Consider the following 22,276-nt stretch of genomic DNA (forward strand, 5'->3'; position numbering starts at 1 on the left):
CCCCTCCGTCAGGCCTGCGGCCTGCCACCTCCCCTTGCAGGGGAGGAAGATGGATCAGTTCGCCACCGCCACCGGCCCGCGTGGCGGCCCCGCCGCATCGGCCACGGCCGCCGCGACATTTTGGATCAGCAATTGCCGCTTGCGGATATCCTCGGTCGTGTCGCCGATCATCACCGCGATGGCGAAGCGGCGGCCGTCGGGGGCGGTCAGCAGGCCGACATCGTTGAAGCCCGCATTGCGGCGGCCCAGGTCTTGGCCGGTGCCGGTCTTGTGCGCGATCGTCCAGCCGCTCGGCACGGCGGCGCGCAGGCGGGCATGGCCGGTGCGCGAGGCCTCCATCGTGTCGATCAGGATGCGGGTCGAGGTTTCGGACAACAGCTCGCCGCGCGCCAGCCGGGCCAGCGCATCGGCGATGGCGATCGGCGCCGCGCCGTCGGGCGGATCGCTGACATAGGCGTCGAGCGCCGCCGCCCGCGCCGCGGGATCGAGCCGGTTGCGCGCCGCCTGGAACGCCCCCGCCATGGCGAAGGCGGGTTGCCAGGTCAGGCCCGCCGTCTTCGCCTGGAGCAGCCGCTCGCCGGGGCCGAAGCGGATATCGCCCAGCCGCTTGTTGGCGATCATCGCGCGCACCGCCTGCGGCCCGCCGACATAGGTGAGCAGCCGGTCATTGGCGGTGTTGTCGCTCTGGGTCAGCGCGCGGGTCAGCAGTTCGCCGACCGTGGTATGGTATCCGTCGCCCTTGACCAGCATCGCGATCGGCTGGTGGAACAGGGTCAGGTCCTCGCGCCGCACGACGATCGGCTCGTCCAGCCGTGCGCGGCCCCTGTCGCGCAGGTCGAGCAGCGTGATCGCGACCCACAGCTTGGACACCGATTGCTGGGGCAGGCGCTGGCGGCCGCCGACCTCGACCGTCCAGCCGTCATCGACCGCGCGCACCGCAATGCCCTTCTTGCCCGAAAAACCGGCGGACAGCCGTTCGATCGTGCTGACCAGCCCGGCGGGCGCGGCGGGGGCGCGGCTGGGGCGGGGCGGGGGGAGCGGCATCGACACCGAAACCTGGGGATCGGGCACGCTGGGAGCATGGGACGTCGCGCCGGGGCGTGAATCCGCCCCACAGCCTGCGAGCCCCAAGAGAAGAAACCCGGCAGGCCATGAACGCAGCCCGCCGCTCGATACTCGCTTCGTCACCGCAATACCCCGCAACACAGGGGTATCCTTACGTCTTGACCGAGTGGGGGAAATCCCCGTGTCCGGGGCTTGCGACGAAAGGCCGCAACCACACGATAAGATGTGAAACATTCTAAATTCCTCCCCTACAAGGGGAGGAGTCAGGGCTTGCTTCACGGAATCAGGATCGTGTCGACCGCCTCGGGCAAGGTCTCGGGATAATCGAGCGTGTAATGCAGTCCCCGGCTCTCCTTGCGATGCAGCGCGCAGCGGACGATCAGCTCGGCGGTCTGGAGCAGGTTGCGCAGCTCGATCAGGTCGGGCGTGACGCGGAAATGGCCGTAATAGTCGTTGATCTCGTCGGTCAGCATGCGAATGCGGTGCTGCGCGCGCTCCAGCCGCTTGGTGGTGCGGACGATGCCGACATAATTCCACATGAAGCGGCGAATCTCGGTCCAGTTCTGCTTGATGACCACCTCTTCGTCCGAATCGGTGACGCGACTCTCGTCCCAGGGGCGGATGGCGGGGGCGGGGGGCAGCTCGTCCCAATGCGCCGCGATATGGTTCGCGCACGCCTCGCCATAGACGAAGCATTCGAGGAGCGAATTGGAGGCCAGCCGGTTGGCGCCGTGCAGCCCCGACTGGGTCACCTCGCCCGCCGCATAGAGGCCGGGCAGGTCGGTGCGCCCGTCGCGGTCCACGATGACGCCGCCACAGGTATAATGCTGCGCGGGCACGACCGGGATCGGCTGCACCGTCATGTCGATGCCGAGGCTCAGCAGCTTTTCGTGGATATTGGGAAAATGCTCGCGGACGAAGGCGGGCGGCTGGTGGCTGATGTCGAGATGGACATAGTCCAGGCCCAGCCGCTTGATCTCATGGTCGATCGCGCGCGCCACGATGTCGCGGGGGGCGAGTTCGGCGCGCAGGTCGAGGTCGGGCATGAAGCGGTGCCCGGTCTCGGGAATCTTCAGATGCCCGCCTTCGCCGCGAACCGCTTCGGTAATCAGGAAATTCTTGACCTGGGTGTTGTACAGGCAGGTCGGGTGGAATTGCATGAATTCCATGTTCGACACGCGCGCGCCCGCGCGCCACGCCATCGCGATGCCGTCGCCGGTCGCCCCCTTGGGTGCGGTGGAGAATTGATAGGTGCGCCCGGCGCCCCCGGTCGCCAGGATCGTCGCGCGCGCCTTGTGCACCACCACGCGGCCCGTCCGCCGGTCGACGGCATAGATGCCCCAGACATGGCCCGCACCCGAATAGCGCATCTCGTGGCGACTGGTCGCCAGGTCGATCGCGACCTGATCGGGGACCATGGTGATGTTGGGATGCGCGTCCGCGGCCTTCAGCAGCGCGTCGAGCACCGCCCAGCCGGTCGCGTCCGCGACATGGACGATGCGCCGGTGCGAATGCCCGCCCTCACGCGTCAGGTGGAGCATATTGCCCTCGGTCGCGAAGGGGACGCCCAGCTTTTGCAGGCGTTCGATCGCGGCGGGGGCGTTCTCGACCACGAATTCGACGGTGGCGCGGTCGTTCAGCCCCGCACCCGCGACCATCGTATCCTCGATATGGCTGTCGAAGGTGTCGCCGGGTTCCAGAACGGCGGCGATCCCGCCTTGCGCCCAGGCGGTCGAGCCCTCGTTCAGCTTGCCCTTGGCCAGCACCGTCACCTTGAACCGGTCGGCCAGGTTCAGCGCCGCGGTCAGCCCGGCCGCGCCCGATCCGACGATCAGGATATCGGAATCGGTCATGCGCGGTCTCCTTCGGGCGCGGGGGCAGGGGTCATGGCGCACCCTGTGGCACGGACGCGGGGCGGGGGACAGGGGGTAACGCCTTGCCTTGGTGCGCGCGCCTTCCCACTTGCCCGTCATGGCGTTGGTCCGATCCGATTGGCGCGACCGTCTGCGCGCGGCGATCCCCACGGGGGTGATCGTGGGCGGCCTGGGCTATGCATTAGTCCTGGGGCTGGGGATCGCGCCGTCCCCGTCCGGGCCGTCCGAGGCGCTCGACAGTTTCGACGTGACGCCGCCCAAGCCGCCGCCCCCGCCGCCGGTCCGGCCCAAAAGGATCGAGAGCCACCGGCCGCGCGGTGCCGCCGCGCCCCCCAATATCCGGTCGCAGGCCACCCCGGTCGTCGCCCCGCCGCCGCTGGTCGTGCTGCCCCCGGTATCGCCCGTCATCGCGGCACCGGTCGCGGGCACGGGCGCGGACCCGAGCCAGGGCGCCTCCGACAAGCCCGGCCCCGGCACCGGGGCGGGCGGCATCGGCAATGGTACGGGCAGCGGCGGGTCGGGGGATGGGGACGGCTATGGCGACGAAACCCCGCCGCGCCGGATCAAGGGGCGGATCAAGGATTCGGACTATCCCGAGGCCGCCGCCGATGCGGGTGCCAGCGGGACGGTGCAGGTCCGCTATTTCGTCAATGTCGATGGCAGGGTCAGCGGGTGCGTGGTGACGAAGAGCAGCGGCAATGCCGCGCTGGACGAGACGACCTGCCGCCTGATCGAGCAGCGATACCGTTACGACCCGTCCCGCGATGCCGATGGGCGGCCGGTGCGGTCGATTATCGTGGTGAATCAGGATTGGGTGCTGGAGCGGTTGCCTGCGGAGCGGTGATAGGTCGGGCTTTGGGGGGAGCGCCGGGCGTGGGCTTCGACTTCGCTCAGCCTGAACGGAGGTTGGGATATCTGGGTTCGCGCAGAGGCGCGGAGGACGCGGAGATGTTCGGTGCGCGGATAGCGCATCTCTTACCTATCATGGCCTGTTGGGGCGGACTGTAGAATTACACCTCCGCGTGCTCTGCGCCTCCGCGCGAACCCAAAATTTCTCCCCAGAACCCCGTTCAGCCTGAGCGAAGTCGAAGGCCAAGCGAATCCCTCAAGCCCCAACACTCCGCGTCAACGACAGGAACACGTCTTCCAGATCGGCTTCCTTGGTCGAGACGTCGACGATCCCGTATCCGTCCGCCTGCACCGCCGCCAGCACCTGGCCCGCATTCACCTTGTCCTTGGCATAGGTGATCTCCAGCGTGCGGCTGCCCTTCAGCACGATCTTGCCGAAGCTGGCATGGTCGGGCACCGCCGCGACATCGCGGTCCACCGTCACCGCGACGATCTTTTCCTGCGCCTTGCCGACCAGTTCGCGGGTCGGCTCATTGGCGACCAGGCGACCATGGTTGATGATCGCGATCCGGTCGCACAACTCCTCGGCCTCTTCGAGATAATGGGTGGTCAGCACCACCGTCACGCCCTGTTCGTTCAATTGCCGGACATAGGCCCAGAGCTGCTGGCGGAGTTCGATATCGACGCCCGCGGTCGGCTCGTCCAGCACCAGCACCGGCGGCGAATGCACCATCGCCTTGGCGACCATCAGGCGGCGCTTCATGCCGCCCGACAGGGTGCGCGAATAGGCGTTCGCCTTGTCCTCCAGATGCACCGCGCGCAGCAATTCCATCGAGCGGCGCTGGCCCTTGGGCACGCCGTACAGCCCGCCCTGGATCTCCAGCGTCTCCAGCGGCGTGAAGAAGGGGTCGAACAGGATTTCCTGGTTGACGATGCCGATCGACGCCTTGGCATTGCGCGGATGCCGGTCGATGTCGAAGCCCCAGATCGACGCCGATCCTTCGGTCTTCATCACCAGGCCCGCCAGGATGTTGATCAGCGTCGACTTGCCCGCACCGTTCGGTCCCAGCAGCCCGAAAATCTGCCCCCGCGGCACGTCGAAACTGACCCCGTCGAGCGCGCGCTTGCCGCCCTGATAGGTCTTGGCGATGCCCTGGATCGAGATGGCGGCTTCGGTGCTGGCGGTCATGGCGCCCGAGATAGGCGTGTGGGGCGGACAGGCCAAGCCGGTTTTCGGGAATTGCACGGGGCTCCATGCCTTGCTATCGCGCGAGCCTATGTTGCCGCCGCCCGAAACCACCCGCGTCACCCAGACCCGCGTCGCTTGCGACGGTGCCACCGACATTCCCGGCGGCGCTGCGCTCGGTCATCCGCGTGTGTGGTTGCAGATCGACGAGACCGGCTATGTCGATTGCGGCTATTGCGATCGCCGTTTCGTGCTGATCGGCGGCCCGGCGGATGGCGCGGACCAGGCGGCGCTGCCGGATCATGGCGACGGCGCCGGGCGCTAACCCCCAACACGAATGAGACTCACGCCCCTCCCGCAAGCGGGAGGGGATGGGGGAGGGAAAAGCCGCGAGCGTAGGTCTCGGTGAGACTCCTTGCCCTCCCCAAACCAGTTTCAGGTAAACGATGCCCCGCATCGTTTAGGTCATGCCGGGGGCATGACCGACCTGAAACTCGCTTGCGGGAGGGGCTTAAGAGAGAGCTGCGGCATGCGGCCGGGGCTTAACAAGGTCGGAATCCCGCCGACGGGAGATTTCAAACCTCGGCCGGGCATCCTATATCCTCGTGATGACCGTCACCGATCCCCGCTCGTTCCTCTACCGCGACACGCTGGACCCCGAGGCGGCGTTGCGCCTCACCGCCAACGCCCTGTCCCGCGCCGACGATGGCGAGCTGTACCTCCAATATAAGCGGTCCGAAGCCTTCGGATTCGACGACGGGCGGTTGAAGACGGCCAGCTACGACACCCATTCGGGCTTCGGCCTGCGGGCGGTGTCGGGCGAGATGACCGCCTTTGCCCATGCCAACGAGTTGTCCGAGGCCGCGATCCGGCGCGCCGCGCAGACCATGGCGCTGATCGACCCCGCCAAGGGCGCCGCCGCGCCGCCGCCGCAGGGGACCAACCGGCACCTTTATACCGCGACCGACCCGCTCGACCTGATCCCCTTTGCCGAGAAGGTGTCGCTCTGCCAGACGATCGACGCCGCCGCCCGTGCGCGTGACCCGCGCGTCGTGCAGGTGTCGGTCGGCCTGTCGGGCAGCTGGAGCGTGGTCGAGATCGTCCGGGCCGACGGCTTCGTCGCCACCGATGTCCGGCCGCTGGTGCGGCTGAACATCTCGGTCGTGGTCGAACAGAATGGGCGGCGCGAGACGGGCAGCTTCGGGATCGGCGGGCGCTATCTCTACGACCGGCTGGTGGCGCGCGAGACGTGGGAGCGCGGCATCGACGTCGCGTTGACCCAGGCGCTGGTCAATCTGGACTCGGTGGCGGCCCCGGCGGGCGAGATGACCGTGCTGCTCGGGCCGGGCTGGCCAGGGGTGCTGCTGCACGAGGCGATCGGGCACGGGCTGGAGGGCGACTTCAACCGCAAGGGCACCTCGGCCTTTTCGGGGCGGATCGGCGAGCGGGTCGCGGCGCCCGGCGTCACTGTGGTCGATGACGGATCGCTGGCCGACCGGCGCGGTTCGCTGTCGATCGATGACGAGGGCACGCCGACGCGCGAGGTCGTGCTGATCGAGGACGGCATCCTGAAGGGTTATATGCAGGACCGGCTCAACGCGCGGCTGATGGGCGTCGCGCCGACCGGCAATGGCCGCCGCGAGAGCTTTGCCCATGCGCCGATGCCGCGCATGACCAACACCTTCATGAAGGGCGGGCAGGACGACCCGGCCGAGCTGCTGTCGCGGGTGAAGAACGGCATCTTCGCCAAGTCCTTCGGCGGCGGGCAGGTCGACATCGTGTCGGGCAAGTTCGTCTTCTCCTGCACCGAGGCGTACCGGATCGAGAATGGCCGCCTCGGCGCGCCGATCAAGGGCGCGACGCTGATCGGCGACGGGCCGAGCGTGCTGACCAAGGTGAAGGGCATCGGCAACGACTTCGCGCTGGACGAGGGCGTGGGGGTCTGCGGCAAGGGCGGGCAGAGCGTGCCTGCGGGCGTCGGCCAGCCGAGCCTGCTGGTCGAAGGGCTGACCGTCGGCGGAACCGCGCTGGCGGCGTGATTTCCCTTCCTCCCCTGAAAGGGGTGGTGGCAGGCCATAGGCCTGACGGAGGGGTGTCACCCTCTCGATAGCGGGACACCCCTCCACCAACTTCGCTGGTCCCCTCCCTTTGCAGGGGAGGGGAAGCTGCCCAAAATTTGGGCATATCCTTACCAATGCCTAAAAATTGATGCCGCCCGGCAGGCCAAACGGATCGCGCCGCGCGATCATAGCGCGCAAAAGTCACGAAAACGTAACTGGCACACCCTTTGCAATGCTTGTCGGCGGGAAACGCAAAGGGGGCGCAGGTGAAGCTGATCATCGCTATCATCAAGCCGTTCAAGCTCGACGAGGTGCGCGAGGCGCTCACCACTTTGGGCGTGGCGGGCATGACGGTGACCGAGGTGAAGGGTTTCGGGCGGCAGAAGGGCCAGACCGAAATCTACCGCGGGGCCGAATACAGCACCAACATGGTGCCCAAGATCAAGATCGAGGTCGTCTGCGCGTCCGAGATCGCCGACCGCGTCGTCGAATCGATCCAGGCCGCCGCCAACACCGGCGCGATCGGCGACGGCAAGATCTTCATGCTCGATGTCGGCCAGGCCGTGCGCATCCGCACCGGCGAAACCGACGAATCGGCACTCTGAGCAAGGGGGGATTTCGATGAAGCATGTCACCAAATTGGCGACCGGCGCGGCGGGCCTCGGCCTGACGCTGTTCGTCTCGCTGCCCGCCTGGGCCCAGGATGCCGCCGCGCTCCAGTCGCCCGCCGCCGCCGCGCCGGCCGCGACCGTGAACAAGGGCGACACCGCCTGGATGCTCACCTCGACCGTGCTGGTCATGATGATGATCCTGCCGGGCCTGGCGCTGTTCTATGGCGGTCTGACCCGCGCGAAGAACATGCTGTCCACCATGACCCAGATCGGCGCGGCCGCGTGCCTCGCGATGCTGATCTGGGTGATGTACGGCTATAGCCTGGCCTTCGGGCCGGACGTGTCGGGGGGCGCGTCCAACTTCATCTCCGGGCTGGGCAAGGCCTTCCTGAAGGGCGTCACGCCCGCCAGCCAGGCGGCGACCTTCACCGCGGGCGTCGAAATCCCCGAATATGTCTTCATCTGCTTCCAGATGACCTTCGCCGCGATCACCGCCGCGCTGGTGCTGGGCTCGGTCGTCGAGCGGATGAAGTTCTCGGCGGTCATGGCTTTCACCGCCGTGTGGCTGACCATCGTCTATTTCCCGATCGCGCACATGGTGTGGGCATCGTCGGGCCTGTTCTTCAAGGCGGGCGCGCTCGACTTCGCGGGCGGCACGGTGGTGCACATCAACGCCGGCGTCTCGGCGCTGGTCGCCTCGCTGATCCTGGGCAAGCGCATGGGCTATCCGACGACCCCGATGCCCCCGCACTCGCTGACGCTGACCGGCGTGGGCACCGGCCTGCTGTGGGTCGGCTGGTTCGGGTTCAACGCGGGCTCCGCGCTGGAGGCCAATGGCTCGGCGGGCCTGGCGATGATCAACACCTTCGTCGCGACGGCGTCGGGCGGCCTGTTCTGGATGCTCGCCGAGCGTCTGGCGGGGCATAAGGGTTCGGCTCTGGGCTTCTGCTCGGGCATCGTCGCGGGTCTGGTCGCGGTGACCCCGGCGGCGGGCAATTCGGGTCCGTTCGGCGCGATCGTGCTGGGCGCCATCGCCAGCGTGATCTGCTTCTATGCGGTGTCGGTCCTGAAACCCAAGCTCGGCTATGACGATGCGCTCGACGCCTTCGGCGTGCACGGCATCGGTGGCATGATCGGCGCGATCGGCACCGCCGTGGTCTACGCCCCCTCGCTGGGCGGTCCGGGTGCGGCGGATTACGTCATGAGCTCGAAGCTGCTGGTCCAGCTCGGCGCGGTCGCCACGACCATCGTCTGGGCCACCATCGGCACCGTCATCGCCATGTACATCGCCAAGGCGGTCACCGGCCTGCGCGTCTCGAAGGAAGTCGAGCAGGAAGGCCTCGACCTCGGCGAGCACGGCGAGCGCGCCTACAACTGATCGGGAGCGGGGGCGACAGACCCCCGCACCCCACGACGTTCCTCCTGCGGACGACCTAAGCCCGGTGCGGCAACGCACCGGGCCTTTTTTTGTGTTGGCGGGGGGCGGGGGCTGCCTCCGCCTCTGCCGGGACGTCACGGAATCGTATCACCCTCCGTTCGCACTGAGCGAAGTCGAAGTGCACGGGGTGACGCTCGCAGCCGGGGTGGGGCGTGGCCTTCGACTTCGCTCAGGCTGAACGGAGGTGGGTCGGGGGGGATAGAGGGGAGAAGGGGGCGCCCCTTACCGCCCCTTCGGCCCCGCCGCCGGCCCCGCCTGCTGCGCCCGCGCCGCCTTGGCCGCCTCATATTCGTCGAAGGTGCGCGACAGCAGCGCCTGCGCCTCCGCCTCGGTCACCTTGCCGTCCTTGTTCGCATCGGCCTTGCCGAACCACAGATCGGCCAGACGCCCGGCATGGACGTCGTCGATCTTCTTCTGGCCGTTGCCCATCTTCATGATCGCGGCCTTGACCTCCGCCTTGGTCAGCGCGCCGTCGTGATTGGTGTCGCGCGCCTTGAACTCGCGCGAGAATTTCGCGGCGGCGGACGCGCGAGTATCCTGCGCCATGGCGGGCACGGCAAGGGTCGCGGCGATCAGGCCGGTGACGAGGAAACGGGTCATGCGGGAACTCCTGAACGGAACATCATGGCCGCTCCTGACCGGCTTTGGCTGTCGCCGCAATGAACAAGCGGGGGAACGGGCCCAACCGAAGGTTGCGTGAGGCCGCCACAGCGCATAGGGGCCGGGGCAAATCCATCCCCTATCCTCGAAGGACTTTGCCGTGAGCGAAGATATCAAGCGCGTCGTCCTCGCCTATTCGGGCGGCCTCGACACCAGCGTCATCCTCAAGTGGCTGCAGCAGCATTATGGCTGCGAGGTCGTGACCTTCACCGCCGATCTGGGCCAGGGCGAGGAGCTGGAGCCCGCGCGCAAGAAGGCGGAGATGGCGGGCGTAAAGCCCGAGCATATCTTCATCGACGATCTGCGCGAGGAGTTCGTCAAGGATTACGTCTTCCCGATGATGCGCGCCAATGCGCTCTACGAGGGGCTGTACCTGCTCGGCACCTCGATCGCGCGGCCGCTGATCGCCAAGCGCCAGATCGAGATCGCCAAGATGGTGAACGCCGACGCGGTCAGCCACGGCGCGACCGGCAAGGGCAACGACCAGGTCCGCTTCGAGCTGGGCTATTACGCGCTGAACCCCGATATCAAGGTCATCGCACCGTGGCGCGAATGGGACCTGACCAGCCGCACCAAGCTGATCGAATTCGCCGAGGCGCACCAGATCCCGGTGTCGAAGGACAAGCGCGGCGAAGCGCCCTTCTCGACCGACGCGAACCTGCTGCACACCTCGTCCGAGGGCAAGGTGCTGGAGGACCCGTGGGATGAGGTCCCCGATTACGTCTATTCGCGCACCGTCAACCCGGAGGACGCGCCCGACGTCCCCGAGACGATCACCATCGATTTCGAGCGTGGCGACGGCGTCGCGCTGAACGGCGAGGCCTGCTCGCCCGCCACGCTCCTGACCAAGCTGAACGAGCTGGGCCGCAAGCACGGCATCGGCCGCCTCGATCTGGTCGAGAATCGCTTCGTCGGCATGAAGAGCCGCGGCATGTACGAGACGCCGGGCGGCACCATCTATGCGCTGGCGCATCGCGGTATCGAGCAGATCACGCTCGATCGCGGCGCCGCGCATCTGAAGGACGAACTGGCGCCGCGCTATGCCGAGCTGGTCTATAACGGCTTCTGGTTCTCGCCCGAGCGCGAGATGCTCCAGGCCGCCGTCAACTACAGCCAGGAGAAGGTGACCGGCACCGTCCGCCTGAAGCTGTACAAGGGCCAGGCGATCGTGACGGGGCGCAAGTCGCCCTACAGCCTGTATTCGGAGAAGGTCGTGACCTTCGAGGACGATCAGGGCGCCTATGACCAGCGCGACGCGGCGGGCTTCATCAAGCTCAACGCGCTGCGCCTGCGCCTGCTGGGCCGCCGCGACCGGATCTGATCCGGGTTCGGAGCCGAATGCTGAAAGGGCGGACGGGGCAACCCGTCCGCCCTTTTTCATGGGGCCTCGCCGCAGGTGGAGCGAAGCCTATTTCAGTTTCACGCCGTGCAGGCTGCTGGTGGTGGCGATGATCAGATAGCCGTCCGGCGTCACGGTCAGCGGCCCGGCGAACCCGGTCTTCCAGACGACCGGATAGCCTGCCTTTGTCAGGTCGACCGCATAGGTGGTCGAGGTGCCGGCGACGAACATATGGCTGTCCGAGATTACAACATTGCCTGCCAGATTCTCGGTCCCGCCGACATCGATCGATCCCGCCAGCAATCCGGTCGACGTATCGATCAGATCCACGATCGTGCTCGCCGAGCGAATGGCATAGAGGCGGCTTCCTCGAACGGCGGGCTGGCCGGTATAGCTATAGCCCGTCCGCCAAAGTGCCTTTTCGCTGGCGAAGGAGAAAGCCGCGATCGGCAGCGAATTTCCGTCTGAATAATTATCCGTGTAGGTAAAAACATGGCCGTTGGCGTCGAGCATCGGTGCGCCGACATATTCACCCGAATAGCTGATGCCGTTTTTCGAGAAGAACGGGTTCTGGATGGATTTCACCACCGCCCCGGCTCTTGTCATTACCACCAGCGAGCCGGCCTTGAAATAATAGACATAGCTCTGGTCGACGGCGACGCTTTCGCCCTGCATGACGTAACCGCCATATTGACCGACGGCCTCGGTCCGCCAGAGCCGGTCGCCGGTCGGAGCGCTGGCGTCATAGACGACATTGCCATAATAGCCCGCCGCATAGAACAGCTCGTTGCCGACGGGGGTCGGCACGCTGCCGTCGCTGAACTGTGCGTCATAGGTTGGCGTGCTGACATACCCGCCCGTGGATGCGTTGATGACCTGCATCGGGGATGCCGTGGACGTCGTATTCGGCGTGATCGACGCGACCATATTGTTGGAATAGGATGGGCCATAGGGTCGCCGTCCCCGCCCCAGGCTGGCCGCGCCCAGATCGAAGCCCCCCAGACGGACGCGCCGTTCGCGCTCGATACCGCCTGGGTGTAGATGTGGCCGTCCCCGCGCACGACATTGTAGAATATGGTGCCCGCGCGCGCCGCGACCGTGCTGGGAGGATTGGGCGTACCAATGGTCCACGCATCGGCAAAGCTCGCCGTCGCAAAGCTGGCCGGGACATAGCCGGTGTGTCCGGGATCGCGTTGCAGCGTCGACCAGTTGCCGTCGTCTGCGAGTGGGGTCGGCGTCGGCAGGATGAAGGGAGCCGGTGTTGGCGTCGGCGTGGCGATGGGCGTTGGTGTGGGTGTTGGCGTCGGAGCCGGCGTCGGCGTCGGCGTTGGCGTCACGACGACATTCCCGGTCCCCCCAGATCCGCCGCCCTCACCGCCGCAGGCCCCTGGAAAAAGCAAAAATGCAATTGTCGACCAGGTCGATCGCTTCATGATGTCCCCCACCCCGGTATCTGTAATAGATTGCCGATGAGAAGTTCGTAATATGAAAAGAAGACTGGCGGCAAGCGTATCGCGATTGGTTCATGCCTTGCGCGAAAGCGCATCGACATTTTCCCATATCGTGATTTTCGCGCCAGCCCGCCGAGCAAGTTCAATGGCGGCGAAACGATCACCCGCTCCCGTTTGACGAGAGCCCTTTCTGATTTCAACAACTCGCCGCACCGCAGCAAGGGGGATGCTTGTCCTCGCCCCCTTCGATCCGCTAGGCCGATCGCCATGAATGGGGGAAAGCTCAACTGGTGGCAGACGCGGTGGTTCGTGGCGGCGATGGCGCTGCTCGCGGCCGTGCCGCTGCTCTGGCCGACGGTGCCGCCGCTGGTCGACCTGCCGGGCCATATGGGCCGTTACCGGGTCCAGCTCGATTATGCCGCGCAGCCCTGGCTCGCCAACTGGTATCATTTCGAATGGCAGATGATCGGCAATCTGGGCATCGACCTGCTGATCGAGCCGCTGGCGCCGATCTTCGGGCTGGAGCTGGCGGTCAAGCTGATCGTCATCGCCATCCCCGTGCTGACCGTCACCGGCCTGCTCTGGATCGCGCGCGAGGTGCAGGGGCGGATCCCGGCCACCGCGCTGTTCGCGCTGCCGCTGGCCTATAGCTATCCCTTCCAGTTCGGGTTCGTGAACTTCGCGCTGGCGATGGCGCTGGCGCTGAACCTGTTCGCGCTGTGGCTGCGCATGGGTCGGCTGGGCGCGGTGCGGTTGCGCGGCATCGTCTTCGTGCCGCTGTCCTGCCTGCTCTGGGTCGCGCACACCTTCGGCTGGGGCGTGCTGGGCGTGCTGGCCTTTTCGGCCGAGCTGATCCGCCAGCATGACATGCGCCGCGCCAGGGGCGCGCATGGGGTGAAGGGGTGGATCGAATCCGCCATCCATGCCGGGATCGGCTGTATCCCGCTCGCGCTGCCGATGGTGCTGATGGTGCTGTGGCGCTCGGGCGAGCATGTCACCGGGCAGACCACCGACTGGTTCAACTGGCGGTGGAAGATCAACTGGGTGACGATGGTCCTGCGCGATCGCTGGATGGCGTTCGACCTGGCCTCGGTCACGGTGCTGTTCCTCGTGCTGCTCAAGGGCGTGCGCGACGAGCGGGTGGAATATTCGCGCAATCTGGTGCTGACGGCGGCGTTCCTGGCGGTCGTCTATCTGCTGTTGCCGCGCATCGTGTTCGGTTCGGCCTATGCCGATATGCGGCTGGCGCCCTATGTCCTGGCGATCGCGCTGATCGCGCTCAGGCCCCGGCGCGGGCTGTCGCTGCGCGGCGCGTCGACGCTGGCGGTGATCGGGCTGGTGTTCTTCGTCGTGCGGATCGGCGCCACCACGGTCAGCTATGTGATGTACAGCAACGATTACGACCGGGTGCTGACCGCGCTCGATCATGTCCCGCCGCGCGCGCGGCTGCTGACCTTTGTGGGCCGTCAATATTGCGCCGATGTCTGGCCGTCGAGCCGGCTGGAGCATGTTGCGGGCCTCGCGCTGGAGCGCAAGCTGGCCTATGCCAACGACCAATGGTCGATGGCGGGCGGCCAGTTGCTGACCGTGCGCTATGCCCCCGCCAAGCGTTTCGCGCACGACCCGTCCGAGATCGTGACCGCGCGCCGCTGTCGCGGGCAATGGTGGCGGCCGATCGACACTGCGCTCAAGCTGCTGCCGCGCGATGCGTTCGACTATGTCTGGCTGGTCCATCCGCCGCGCTATGACGAGCGGCTGACCCGCGGGCTGACGCCGATCTGGCGGTCGGGACGCGACGTGCTGTACCGGATCGACGATCGCCGTCCGATCATCGACCCGGCGGCCTATGAGCTGCTCAGCCGCCCTTCGCCCGAAGAGGAAAAGCGCGTCCCCGCCCGGCGCAAGGCGACCGCCGATCAGGACGACCGATAGGGGCTAACCCCGGCGGAACGGGGTCAGCTCGCCGAGATATTCGCTCTCCGCCGCCATCGCCTCGCGCTCGCGGGTTACGAACTCGGCGACGGCGCGGCGAAAGGCGGGGTGGGGGATGTAATGCGCCGAGTAGGTCGGCACCGGGGCATAGCCGCGCGCCAGCTTGTGCTCGCCCTGCGCACCCGCCTCCACGGTCGACAGCCCGCGCGCGATGGCGGCATCGATCGCCTGATAATAGCATAGCTCGAAATGGAGGAAGGGCACGTCCTCGACCGCGCCCCAATAGCGGCCATAGAGCGTGTCCGCGCCGATCAGGTTCAGCGCCCCCGCGATCGGTTGCCCCTCGCGCATCGCGAGGATCAGCAGCACCTTGTCGCCCAGCCGCTCGCCGATCCGGTCGAAGGCGGCGCGGGTGAGATAGGGCTGGCCCCATTTGCGGCTGCCCGTGTCCTGATAGAAGGTCCAGAACGCGTCCCAATGTTCGGGGCGGATCTGGTCGCCGGTCAGATGGCGGATGGTCAGCCCTTCGACGGCGGCGGCGCGCTCCTTGCGGATCGCCTTGCGCTTGCGGCTGGCCAGCGCATCCAGGAAATCGTCGAAGGTGGCATAGCCGTCATTGCGCCAGTGGAACTGCACCCCCTCGCGGATCAGCCACCCCGCCGCCTCGAAATGCGGCACCTGCTCGGGCGCGACGAAACTGGCATGCGCCGAGGACAGCGCGTTCTGGTCGGTCACCGCCTCGATCGCGGCGATCAGCGCGGGCGCCAGCGCCGGGTCGCGCAGCAGCAGGCGAGGGCCGGGCACGGGCGAGAAGGGCGCGGCGATCTGGAGCTTGGGATAATAGCGGCCCCCGGCGCGCTCCCACGCATCGGCCCAGCCATGGTCGAAGACATATTCGCCCTGGCTATGCGCCTTCAGATAGGCGGGCGCGATCGCGGCGGGCTGTCCGTCCGGGCCGTCGATCACTATGGGGGCAGGGGTCCATCCCGATCGGCCGCCGACACTGTGCGAGGTTTCGAGCGCGCTCAGGAAGGCGTGGCTGACAAAGGGATTGGCGGTGCCCGCACAGGCGTCCCACTGGTCGGGGGACAGGGCGGCGACGCCGGACAGGATACGCGCGACGGCGGTGGTCATCGCGGTGGGATATGCGGTTTGGGGCGGGGCGGGACAAGGGCTGGCGGTTCGCTTGTGGCTTTCCCTCCCCCATCCCCTCCCGCTTGCGGGAGGGGCGTGCGATGGGGCGAGTTATAGGATTCCTCGCTAACTTCTGGCCGCTCCCCTCCCGCAGGCGGGAGGGGGTGGGGGAGGGCAGGGGCCACAGGCGACCCCGCCCGAAAGGATCAGGCCAGCGCCACGATCGCGTCCACCTCGACCGCCGCGCCCAGGGGCAGTACCGGCACGCCGACGGCCGAGCGTGCATGGCGGCCCGCCTCGCCGAACAGCGTCACCATCAGCTCCGACGCGCCATTGGCGACCTTGGGCTGGTCGGTGAAGTCGCCCGCCGAATTGACGAACACGCCCAGCTTCACGATCCGCTTCACGCGGCCGAGGTCGCCGCCCAGATATTTCTTGATTTGCGCCACCAGCATCAGGCCGCACGCCTGCGCCGCCTTCTGCCCGTCCTCCAGCGAGACGCCCTCGCCCAGCCGCCCGGTGACGAGCTGGCCGTCGATGAAGGGCAGCTGGCCCGAGATATGGAGGAGCCCGCCCGCCTCGACGACGGGGACATAGGCGGCGACGGGGGCGGCGGCCTCCGGCAGGGTGAGGCCGAGCTGCTCGAGCGCGCGATCGATATGGGTGGTCATGGCGCGAGACATGGCGCGGCGCGGCCCCGCCGGTCAAGTATCCCGTCAGCCCGGCGCGGCGTGCCCCTCGGCGAATCGCGCGGCGATCCAGGTCTCGGCGCGGCGCCAGTCGTCGATCCGGGCATGCGCGGCGGGCGCGGGCGGCACGTGCGGCGCCATCTCCGGCTCCGACACCATGTGCAGCCGGTGGACCTGCGGCGCATGCTCCGCGACCGAGGCATGGTGTTGCGCCAGATCATCAACGAAGACGGTGACGGGATGGCCATGCTCGGCGACGAGCCTCGCCACCGGCACGCCCTTGGGGCCGGAATTGCACTGGACGCGGTGGGTGATGCCGAATCGCGCCAGCTGCTCGATCCGGGGCTGGCGGCATTCCTCGACCAGATTGGTCAGGATGACGATGTCGGCCTGTTTCGCCAGCGCGGCCAGCGCCTCGGCGGCGTGGGGCACCAGGGTCTGGCGCTCCATCTGGCCGGGGAAGAAGCCGTGCAGCAGCTCCCAGGCTTCGTCATGGGTAGGGGCGGGGCCGCCGCCGCGCCGGGACAGCGATCCGAAAAAGTCGTGGCGGTCCAGCGCGAACTCCATGTCGTGCGCCTCGTCCAGCCAGTCGCGAAAGTGCCGCACCATATGGACCAGCACCTCGTCGCAGTCGCAGATCAGCAGCGGCTTCATGCGGCCTCCAGCGTCCGCCGCGCGGCGACCAGCGCCTCGGGACGCACGCCCAGCGAATCGGCGCATTCGATCAGGTCGGCCTCATGCCCCTCCAGAAAGGACAGGATGGCGGCCAGCACGCCGGGCTCGCCCGCCCCGCCGCGCAGTTCCTCGACCGACAGGCCGGTCAGCGCCAGCAGCCGTTCGGCGCGGCTCTGGCTTTGCAGCGTCCAGACGAGCGCCTGCAACGCCAGCGCCCCGGCCGTCTCGATGCGTGCGGGTTCGATTGTATCCGGTCCGGGCATTGCCTATCGTCACTCATGGTCAATGGTGGAACGGGCGTGACAAGAAAGGTGCTCGTTGTCGAGGACAACGAACTCAACCTCAAACTCTTCTGCGACCTCCTGCGCGCGCACGGCTTCATCGCGGAGCCGGTCCGCGACGGGCGCGAGGCGGTCGCACGCGCGCGCGAGGTCGAACCCGACCTGATCATCATGGACATCCAGATGCCGCACGTGACCGGCTATGAGCTGATCCTGGAGCTGAAGGCGGACGAGGAACTGCGCCGCATCCCGGTGATGGCGGTCACCGCCTATGCGGGCCGCGAGGACGAGGACCGGATCCGCGCGGCGGGGGCGGATTCCTATGTCTCCAAGCCGATCAGCCTGATGCGATTCATGGAGGCGGTGAACGCGTTGCTGTGAGGGGGCTGGACCCCACCTCCGTTCGCCCCGCTCCCCGCCCTCCGTTCGCACGGAGCGAAGTCGAAGTGCACGCCCCGAACCTCTGCCACGGGCGTCATCCCGTGGCCTTCGACTTCGCTCAGGCTGAACGGAGAAAGGGGCGAGCGAGATGTCTATTTTTGGTGGTCATCGGACGCTGACGCGCTTCGGAACGTTCGCGTAGCGCGTCTACCGACCACGCCTTGCCCGGATGATGTGAAAGCCCAACAGCCCGATCGCAACAACAATCCCGAGGATTGCTGAAAATACAAATGCTATAGAAGCTTGGCGAGCGTTCGAGGCGAACATTAAGCCCCAAAACACCACGGCCACTATAAGCCAGAAGAGAGTGCTCCGCTTCATTACGTGAGCAATCTACCCCCAAGCCCCGCCCCTGCCAATGGATACAACCATGTCCGTTAGTGGGCGCGAGCGCCCCCCGACGCTCCGGGCTCAATCCTCCGAATCGTCCCCGACCGGCGCGGCCTTGCGCCCCTTGAACCCCTGCGCCACGACGAACCATTCCACCGATCCCTTGCGGCTCGACGGCGGCTTGGCGTGCTTCACGGTGGCGAAGTGGCGCTTCATCTCGGCAACCAGCTGCGAATCGGCGCCGCCCGCAAAGACCTTCGACACGAACACCCCGCCGGGCGACAACACGTCGCAGGCAAAGGCGAACGCCGTCTCGACCAGCGCCATGGTGCGCAGCGCGTCGGTCTGCGGATGGCCGACCGTATTGGCCGCCATGTCCGACATGACGAGGTCGGGCGCGCCGCCCAGCGCCTCCATCAGCCTGTCGGGTGCCGCATCGTCCATGAAGTCCATCTCGAAGATGGTGACGCCGTCGATCGGGTCGACGGGCAACAGGTCGATGCCGACCACGCTGGCGTTCGGCACCTTGCGCCGCACCACCTGGCTCCAGCCGCCCGGCGCGATGCCGAGGTCGATGATCCGCTTCTTGCCGCGCAGGAAGCCAAATCGCTCGTCCAGCTCGATCAGCTTATAGGCCGCGCGGCTGCGATACCCCTCCGCCTTGGCGCGGCGGACATAGGGATCGTTCAACTGGCGCTCCAGCCAGCGGGTCGATTGCGCGGTGCGGTTCCGGGCGGTGCGCACGCGCTGGTGCAGCCCCGAATTTCCTCTGCTCACGGTCTGGTGATTCCCATCAAACGCCGCAAAATCCCCTCGCGGATTCCACGGTCGGCGATCCCTAGCCGCTCGGCGGGCCAGAGGTCCAATATCGTCTCGAGGATGGCGCAGCCCGCGACCACCAGGTCGGCGCGCTCGGGGCCGATGCACGCCACCTTGCCGCGCGCGGCCAGGCTCTTGCGCGACAGGCTGGTGCTGATTTCCCGCATCGCCGCCGTCGGCACGATCAGCCCGTCGACCGCGGCGCGGTCATATTGGCTGAGCCCCAGATGGACGCTGCCCAGCGTCGTCACCGTGCCGCTGGTGCCCAGCAGCCGGGGGCGCTTCAGGTCGCGCGGCAGGCGTGCGGCGAAACCGGCAAAGCTGTCCGCGACGATCTGGCGCATCCGCGCATAGGCCGCCAGCCGCCCCGCCTCGCCCTCGCCGCCGCCCGCACTTTCGGTGAGCGAGACGACGCCCCAGGGGGCCGAATGCCAGTCGAGGATGCGGGGGCTGGGGCCGCGCGTGTCGACCAGCACCAGTTCGGTCGAACCGCCGCCGATGTCGAAGACCAGAGCGGGGTCCTCGCCCGGCTCGATCAGCGCGTGACAGCCGAGCACGGCGAGCCGTGCCTCTTCCTCGGCCGAAATGATGTCCAGATGGATGCCCGTCTCCGCCAGCGCGCGCGCGATGAAGGCGGGGCCGTTGGCCGCCCGCCGGCAGGCCTCGGTCGCGACCGCGCGCGAAAGGGTGACGTTGCGGCGCCGCAGCTTGTCGGCGCAGACGCGCAGCGCCGCGATGGTGCGGTCGATCGCGGCGTCGGACAGGCGGCCGGTGGTGGCCAGCCCCTCGCCCAGCCGGACGATGCGCGAAAAGGCGTCGACCACGGCAAAGCCGCCGCCCTGTGGCCGCGCGATCAGCAGCCGACAATTGTTGGTGCCAAGGTCGAGCGCGGCATAAGCCTGCGCATCGGACCACCGGCCACGCTGGGGCCGGGGCGGTGCCGGACGGGCAGGGGGCTTGGCCTGCCGGTACGGCCGTCGGGTGGGTTGATCCCCCATCGCCGTATCTCGCTTTATTCTGTTCTATCCGTCACGGACATGAGCGTCCGCCGGTGCTTGGTCCCCAAGGTAGCGGGTCGGTGCCCGTGCGACAAGACGCACCGCATCAAAGCCTGTTGACAAGCCCCGCTAGCCCGCCTAGAGGCACGCCCCTGTTCGGTGCCCCGTCGTCTAAAGGTAAGACCACGGACTCTGACTCCGTTAATTGAGGTTCGAATCCTCACGGGGCATCCAGACATTTGCCGGGATCAGGCGATCTGATCCACAGGCCGGGCAAACACCCGCCCCATTTCCCTGCTATAAAATGTTACGCTGATGATCGGCGCCGCCTGCCATCGCTTCGCACGGCTGTGGATGATGACTTAGGTCGGATCGACATTCGGAATTGCTTCTTCTTCCCCTCTCCCCTGGACAGGGGAGAGGGTTAGCGAAGCTTGCCAGCCTGCTGGCTAGCGCAGCTTGGGTGAGGGGTTGAGCGAGCCCAAAGGCTCGCGCGCTGCGCGCATGCACCCCTCACCCAGCTCCGACTAAGCCTTTGCTACGCAAAGACCAAGTCTGCGCAACCCTCTCCCCTCTGCGAGGGGCGAGGGAAGGACAAGGCATCGCTGAATGTCGATCGGTCCTAGGCGAGCATGTCGGCCGTCTCGGCCTGTTTCGTAGCGAATCGTTCTACCCCACCATCGACACGGGTCGCGCGCGAATCCTGGACGTCGCCGTGCGCTTCCCGTCGTCGATCATTTGCCGGGGTGGTGATCTGGCCCCCGTTTCACCGGACGGATTCAGGCGGTTGCAGAAACCAGTGCGCGATGTTCGCGCGGTGAACGCATTTTGAGCCCTGAATGGGGGTGGTTGTCGTTGTAGTCCTCGATCCATCCGGCAAGCGATGTCAACGCGGTGGGAGCATCAGGCAGCGGCGAGACGCGGACGTAATCGCGCTTGAGGGTATGAACGAAGGCCTCCGAGATGCCGTTGGACTGCGGGCTGCGAACGGGCGTGAAGCAGGGTTTGAGGCCCAGCTGCCGGGCAAAGGTGCGTGTTTCGCGGGCAGTATAGGCCGAGCCGTTATCGGACAGCATCTCGACCGGCACGGGCGCGCGCATACCGCCGAAGCGGGTTTCCACGGCTTCCAGCATGATGTCGCGCACGTCCGAGCCGCTGATGCCCGCATTGGCGATCGCGCGCCAGGCGATGATCTCGCGGTCATGGGCGTCGATGATGAAGGCGCCGCGCACGACCTCGCCGTTCCAGCAGGTGAACTCGAAGCCGTCCGAGCACCAGCGCAGGTTCGAGCGGATCGCCACCACGACGCCGTCATGGCCATAGTCGGCCCGCTCGGTGTAGCGCCGCGCCAGCAGCAGGCGGTCCGCTGCCATGATGCGGTAGACGCGCTTGTGATTGACCGGCGCCAGTCCTTCGGCGCGAAGCTGTCGATTGAGGACCGCCGCGATGCGGCGGTAGCCGTAGGTGGGCCGCTGCGCGGCGATCTGGCGGATGCGGGGCAGCAGGTCCGCGTCGTCGGCCTTGGCGTACGGCCCGCGCGTCCGGGTGCGGCCGGTCAGGCGGTCGTACACCGTCGAGCGCCCGACCCCGAGCGTCTTGGCGACCAGGCTCACCGGATAGTCTCCGGCAACGGCGAGTGCATGAGCAAGCTCGCTTTTTTTGGGCGTGAGCGCTCCAGCGCCTCCTTCAGGATCTCGACCTCCAGCGTCTTGCGGCCGAGCTGGCGCTCCAGTTCGCGGATGCGGGTCTCCATCTCGCGGACCTGGCGATTGCTGGTCACGTCGTTGTCGCCGGCGACCGCGACGCTCCCGCCCTCCAGCATCAGCCGCCGCCAGCGGTACAGCAGGTTCGGCGCCACGCCGTTGCGGCGTGCCACCACCGATATGCTCTCGCGACCATCGAGCGTCTCCTCGACGATCCTCAGCTTCTCAGGCGTGCTCCAGTGACGGCGACGACCGCCGTCGGTGATGATTTCGGACACGGACATAAGCCTATGCTTAGGGGATAGCCCCAAGCCTCCTTCTTAGGCTTGAATCCGTCCGGTCGAAATGGGGGCCAGCTCAGGTGGCTTCTTCGCAAATCCGGTCGTGCGCCCGGCGTGGGTGGCGTCGCGTATCGTCGCGATGCGTGATGGAGGCAGGGGGCTGCCGTTCGAGGCCGCTTCCTCCAAGACAATCGTCCCCAAGGGTCGAATATCGGCAAGCAAAGTCTCGGCGTCATCGGCATGGCGGTCGGGATCGAAAAAGACGGCGCGATGATTTCGCGCGATATGCCAAAGCATCGGGGCAAACACGTGTCGGCGGCTGTCTTTCGACAGCCGCCTCACATTTTCCACCAATGTTGGAAAGTGGTGCCCCACAAAGAACGAAGGTGGGCACTCAGATCATTGGAGAATTTCCATTCCACGCAGTTGAAGTTTCTTTGACCGAAGAGACGGGGCCGGG

At 67.0% G+C, this 22,276-nt stretch carries 21 protein-coding genes and 1 tRNA gene; 9 read left to right on the forward strand and 13 right to left on the reverse strand.

Annotated features, from left to right (window positions below):
- Positions 1 to 54: 54 nt before the first annotated feature.
- Positions 55 to 1,194, reverse strand: coding sequence for a serine hydrolase (locus QE385_RS11485; protein ID WP_373424721.1), 1,140 nt, complete (start codon positions 1,192 to 1,194; stop codon positions 55 to 57).
- A gap of 146 nt (positions 1,195 to 1,340) precedes the next feature.
- Positions 1,341 to 2,918, reverse strand: a complete 1,578-nt coding sequence (gene nadB / locus QE385_RS11490) for an L-aspartate oxidase (RefSeq protein ID WP_307101926.1) — start codon at positions 2,916 to 2,918, stop codon at positions 1,341 to 1,343.
- Positions 2,919 to 3,036: 118 nt separating this feature from the next.
- Between nadB and QE385_RS11495 the strand changes: the two genes are divergently transcribed.
- The gene (locus tag QE385_RS11495; RefSeq protein ID WP_307101928.1) at positions 3,037 to 3,783 is read left to right on the forward strand and encodes an energy transducer TonB; all 747 of its coding nucleotides are present in this window, start codon (positions 3,037 to 3,039) and stop codon (positions 3,781 to 3,783) included.
- Positions 3,784 to 4,044: 261 nt separating this feature from the next.
- On the opposite strand, the gene QE385_RS11500 is transcribed toward QE385_RS11495, so the two are convergent.
- Complete coding sequence (locus QE385_RS11500) at positions 4,045 to 4,977, reverse strand: ABC transporter ATP-binding protein (RefSeq protein WP_307101930.1); 933 nt, start codon at positions 4,975 to 4,977, stop codon at positions 4,045 to 4,047.
- A gap of 88 nt (positions 4,978 to 5,065) precedes the next feature.
- Between QE385_RS11500 and QE385_RS11505 the strand changes: the two genes are divergently transcribed.
- The 4 genes from QE385_RS11505 (at position 5,066) to QE385_RS11520 (ending at position 9,023) form a co-directional block, all read left to right on the forward strand.
- Positions 5,066 to 5,299, forward strand: coding sequence for a zinc-finger domain-containing protein (locus tag QE385_RS11505; RefSeq protein WP_307104697.1), 234 nt, complete (start codon positions 5,066 to 5,068; stop codon positions 5,297 to 5,299).
- A gap of 283 nt (positions 5,300 to 5,582) precedes the next feature.
- A complete protein-coding gene (gene tldD / locus QE385_RS11510; RefSeq protein ID WP_307101932.1) occupies positions 5,583 to 7,013 on the forward strand; it encodes a metalloprotease TldD in 1,431 nt (476 codons plus the stop codon).
- Between the two features lie 287 nt (positions 7,014 to 7,300).
- A complete protein-coding gene (locus tag QE385_RS11515; RefSeq protein WP_042488306.1) occupies positions 7,301 to 7,639 on the forward strand; it encodes a P-II family nitrogen regulator in 339 nt (112 codons plus the stop codon).
- Positions 7,640 to 7,655: 16 nt separating this feature from the next.
- Positions 7,656 to 9,023: an ammonium transporter gene (locus tag QE385_RS11520; protein ID WP_307101934.1), complete on the forward strand. Its 1,368-nt coding sequence runs from the start codon at positions 7,656 to 7,658 to the stop codon at positions 9,021 to 9,023.
- Between the two features lie 282 nt (positions 9,024 to 9,305).
- Here QE385_RS11520 and QE385_RS11525 read toward each other — a convergent pair whose 3' ends face one another.
- A complete protein-coding gene (locus QE385_RS11525) occupies positions 9,306 to 9,683 on the reverse strand; it encodes an EF-hand domain-containing protein (RefSeq protein WP_307101936.1) in 378 nt (125 codons plus the stop codon).
- A 160-nt stretch (positions 9,684 to 9,843) separates the two neighbouring features.
- On the opposite strand from QE385_RS11525, the gene QE385_RS11530 reads away from it, so the two are divergent.
- Positions 9,844 to 11,064: an argininosuccinate synthase gene (locus tag QE385_RS11530; protein WP_307101938.1), complete on the forward strand. Its 1,221-nt coding sequence runs from the start codon at positions 9,844 to 9,846 to the stop codon at positions 11,062 to 11,064.
- 87 nt (positions 11,065 to 11,151) lie between these two features.
- Here the strand turns inward: QE385_RS11530 and QE385_RS11535 are convergent, their stop codons facing one another.
- The gene (locus QE385_RS11535) at positions 11,152 to 11,964 is read right to left on the reverse strand and encodes a PQQ-binding-like beta-propeller repeat protein (RefSeq protein ID WP_307101940.1); all 813 of its coding nucleotides are present in this window, start codon (positions 11,962 to 11,964) and stop codon (positions 11,152 to 11,154) included.
- 836 nt (positions 11,965 to 12,800) lie between these two features.
- Between QE385_RS11535 and QE385_RS11540 the strand changes: the two genes are divergently transcribed.
- Entirely contained in the window at positions 12,801 to 14,465 is a 1,665-nt protein-coding gene (locus QE385_RS11540) for a hypothetical protein (RefSeq protein ID WP_307101942.1), read from the forward strand.
- Positions 14,466 to 14,468: 3 nt separating this feature from the next.
- Here QE385_RS11540 and QE385_RS11545 read toward each other — a convergent pair whose 3' ends face one another.
- The 4 genes from QE385_RS11545 to QE385_RS11560 form a co-directional block, all read right to left on the reverse strand.
- A complete protein-coding gene (locus QE385_RS11545; protein ID WP_307101944.1) occupies positions 14,469 to 15,599 on the reverse strand; it encodes a GNAT family N-acetyltransferase in 1,131 nt (376 codons plus the stop codon).
- A 206-nt stretch (positions 15,600 to 15,805) separates the two neighbouring features.
- Complete coding sequence (locus QE385_RS11550) at positions 15,806 to 16,270, reverse strand: RidA family protein (protein WP_307101946.1); 465 nt, start codon at positions 16,268 to 16,270, stop codon at positions 15,806 to 15,808.
- Between the two features lie 45 nt (positions 16,271 to 16,315).
- Positions 16,316 to 16,942, reverse strand: a complete 627-nt coding sequence (locus tag QE385_RS11555; protein WP_307101948.1) for an HAD family hydrolase — start codon at positions 16,940 to 16,942, stop codon at positions 16,316 to 16,318.
- Positions 16,939 to 17,226, reverse strand: coding sequence for a DUF3572 family protein (locus QE385_RS11560; protein WP_307101950.1), 288 nt, complete (start codon positions 17,224 to 17,226; stop codon positions 16,939 to 16,941). Before QE385_RS11560 ends, QE385_RS11555 begins: the two co-directional genes overlap by 4 nt.
- Positions 17,227 to 17,262: 36 nt before the next feature.
- Between QE385_RS11560 and QE385_RS11565 the strand changes: the two genes are divergently transcribed.
- A complete protein-coding gene (locus QE385_RS11565; protein ID WP_307101952.1) occupies positions 17,263 to 17,625 on the forward strand; it encodes a response regulator in 363 nt (120 codons plus the stop codon).
- 471 nt (positions 17,626 to 18,096) lie between these two features.
- On the opposite strand, the gene QE385_RS11570 is transcribed toward QE385_RS11565, so the two are convergent.
- Both QE385_RS11570 and QE385_RS11575 read right to left on the reverse strand, forming a co-directional pair.
- Positions 18,097 to 18,792 (reverse strand): RlmE family RNA methyltransferase, encoded by a 696-nt coding sequence (locus tag QE385_RS11570; RefSeq protein WP_307101954.1) that lies wholly within the window; start codon positions 18,790 to 18,792, stop codon positions 18,097 to 18,099.
- Positions 18,789 to 19,832, reverse strand: coding sequence for a Ppx/GppA phosphatase family protein (locus QE385_RS11575; RefSeq protein ID WP_307101956.1), 1,044 nt, complete (start codon positions 19,830 to 19,832; stop codon positions 18,789 to 18,791). Before QE385_RS11575 ends, QE385_RS11570 begins: the two co-directional genes overlap by 4 nt.
- 160 nt (positions 19,833 to 19,992) lie before the next feature.
- On the opposite strand from QE385_RS11575, the gene QE385_RS11580 reads away from it, so the two are divergent.
- Positions 19,993 to 20,066, forward strand: a tRNA-Gln gene (locus QE385_RS11580).
- 545 nt (positions 20,067 to 20,611) lie between these two features.
- Here the strand turns inward: QE385_RS11580 and QE385_RS11585 are convergent.
- A protein-coding gene (locus QE385_RS11585) for an IS3-like element ISGbe2 family transposase (RefSeq protein ID WP_307101958.1) occupies positions 20,612 to 21,819 on the reverse strand; the annotation gives its coding sequence in 2 pieces (ribosomal slippage) (positions 20,612 to 21,495 and positions 21,495 to 21,819; 1,209 coding nt in all).
- A gap of 36 nt (positions 21,820 to 21,855) precedes the next feature.
- Positions 21,856 to 22,158, reverse strand: a complete 303-nt coding sequence (locus QE385_RS11590) for a hypothetical protein (protein WP_307101960.1) — start codon at positions 22,156 to 22,158, stop codon at positions 21,856 to 21,858.
- Between the last annotated feature and the right edge of the window lie 118 nt (positions 22,159 to 22,276).

Source organism: Sphingomonas sp. SORGH_AS_0950, from assembly GCF_030818415.1.
Taxonomy (GTDB): Bacteria; Pseudomonadota; Alphaproteobacteria; order Sphingomonadales; family Sphingomonadaceae; genus Sphingomonas.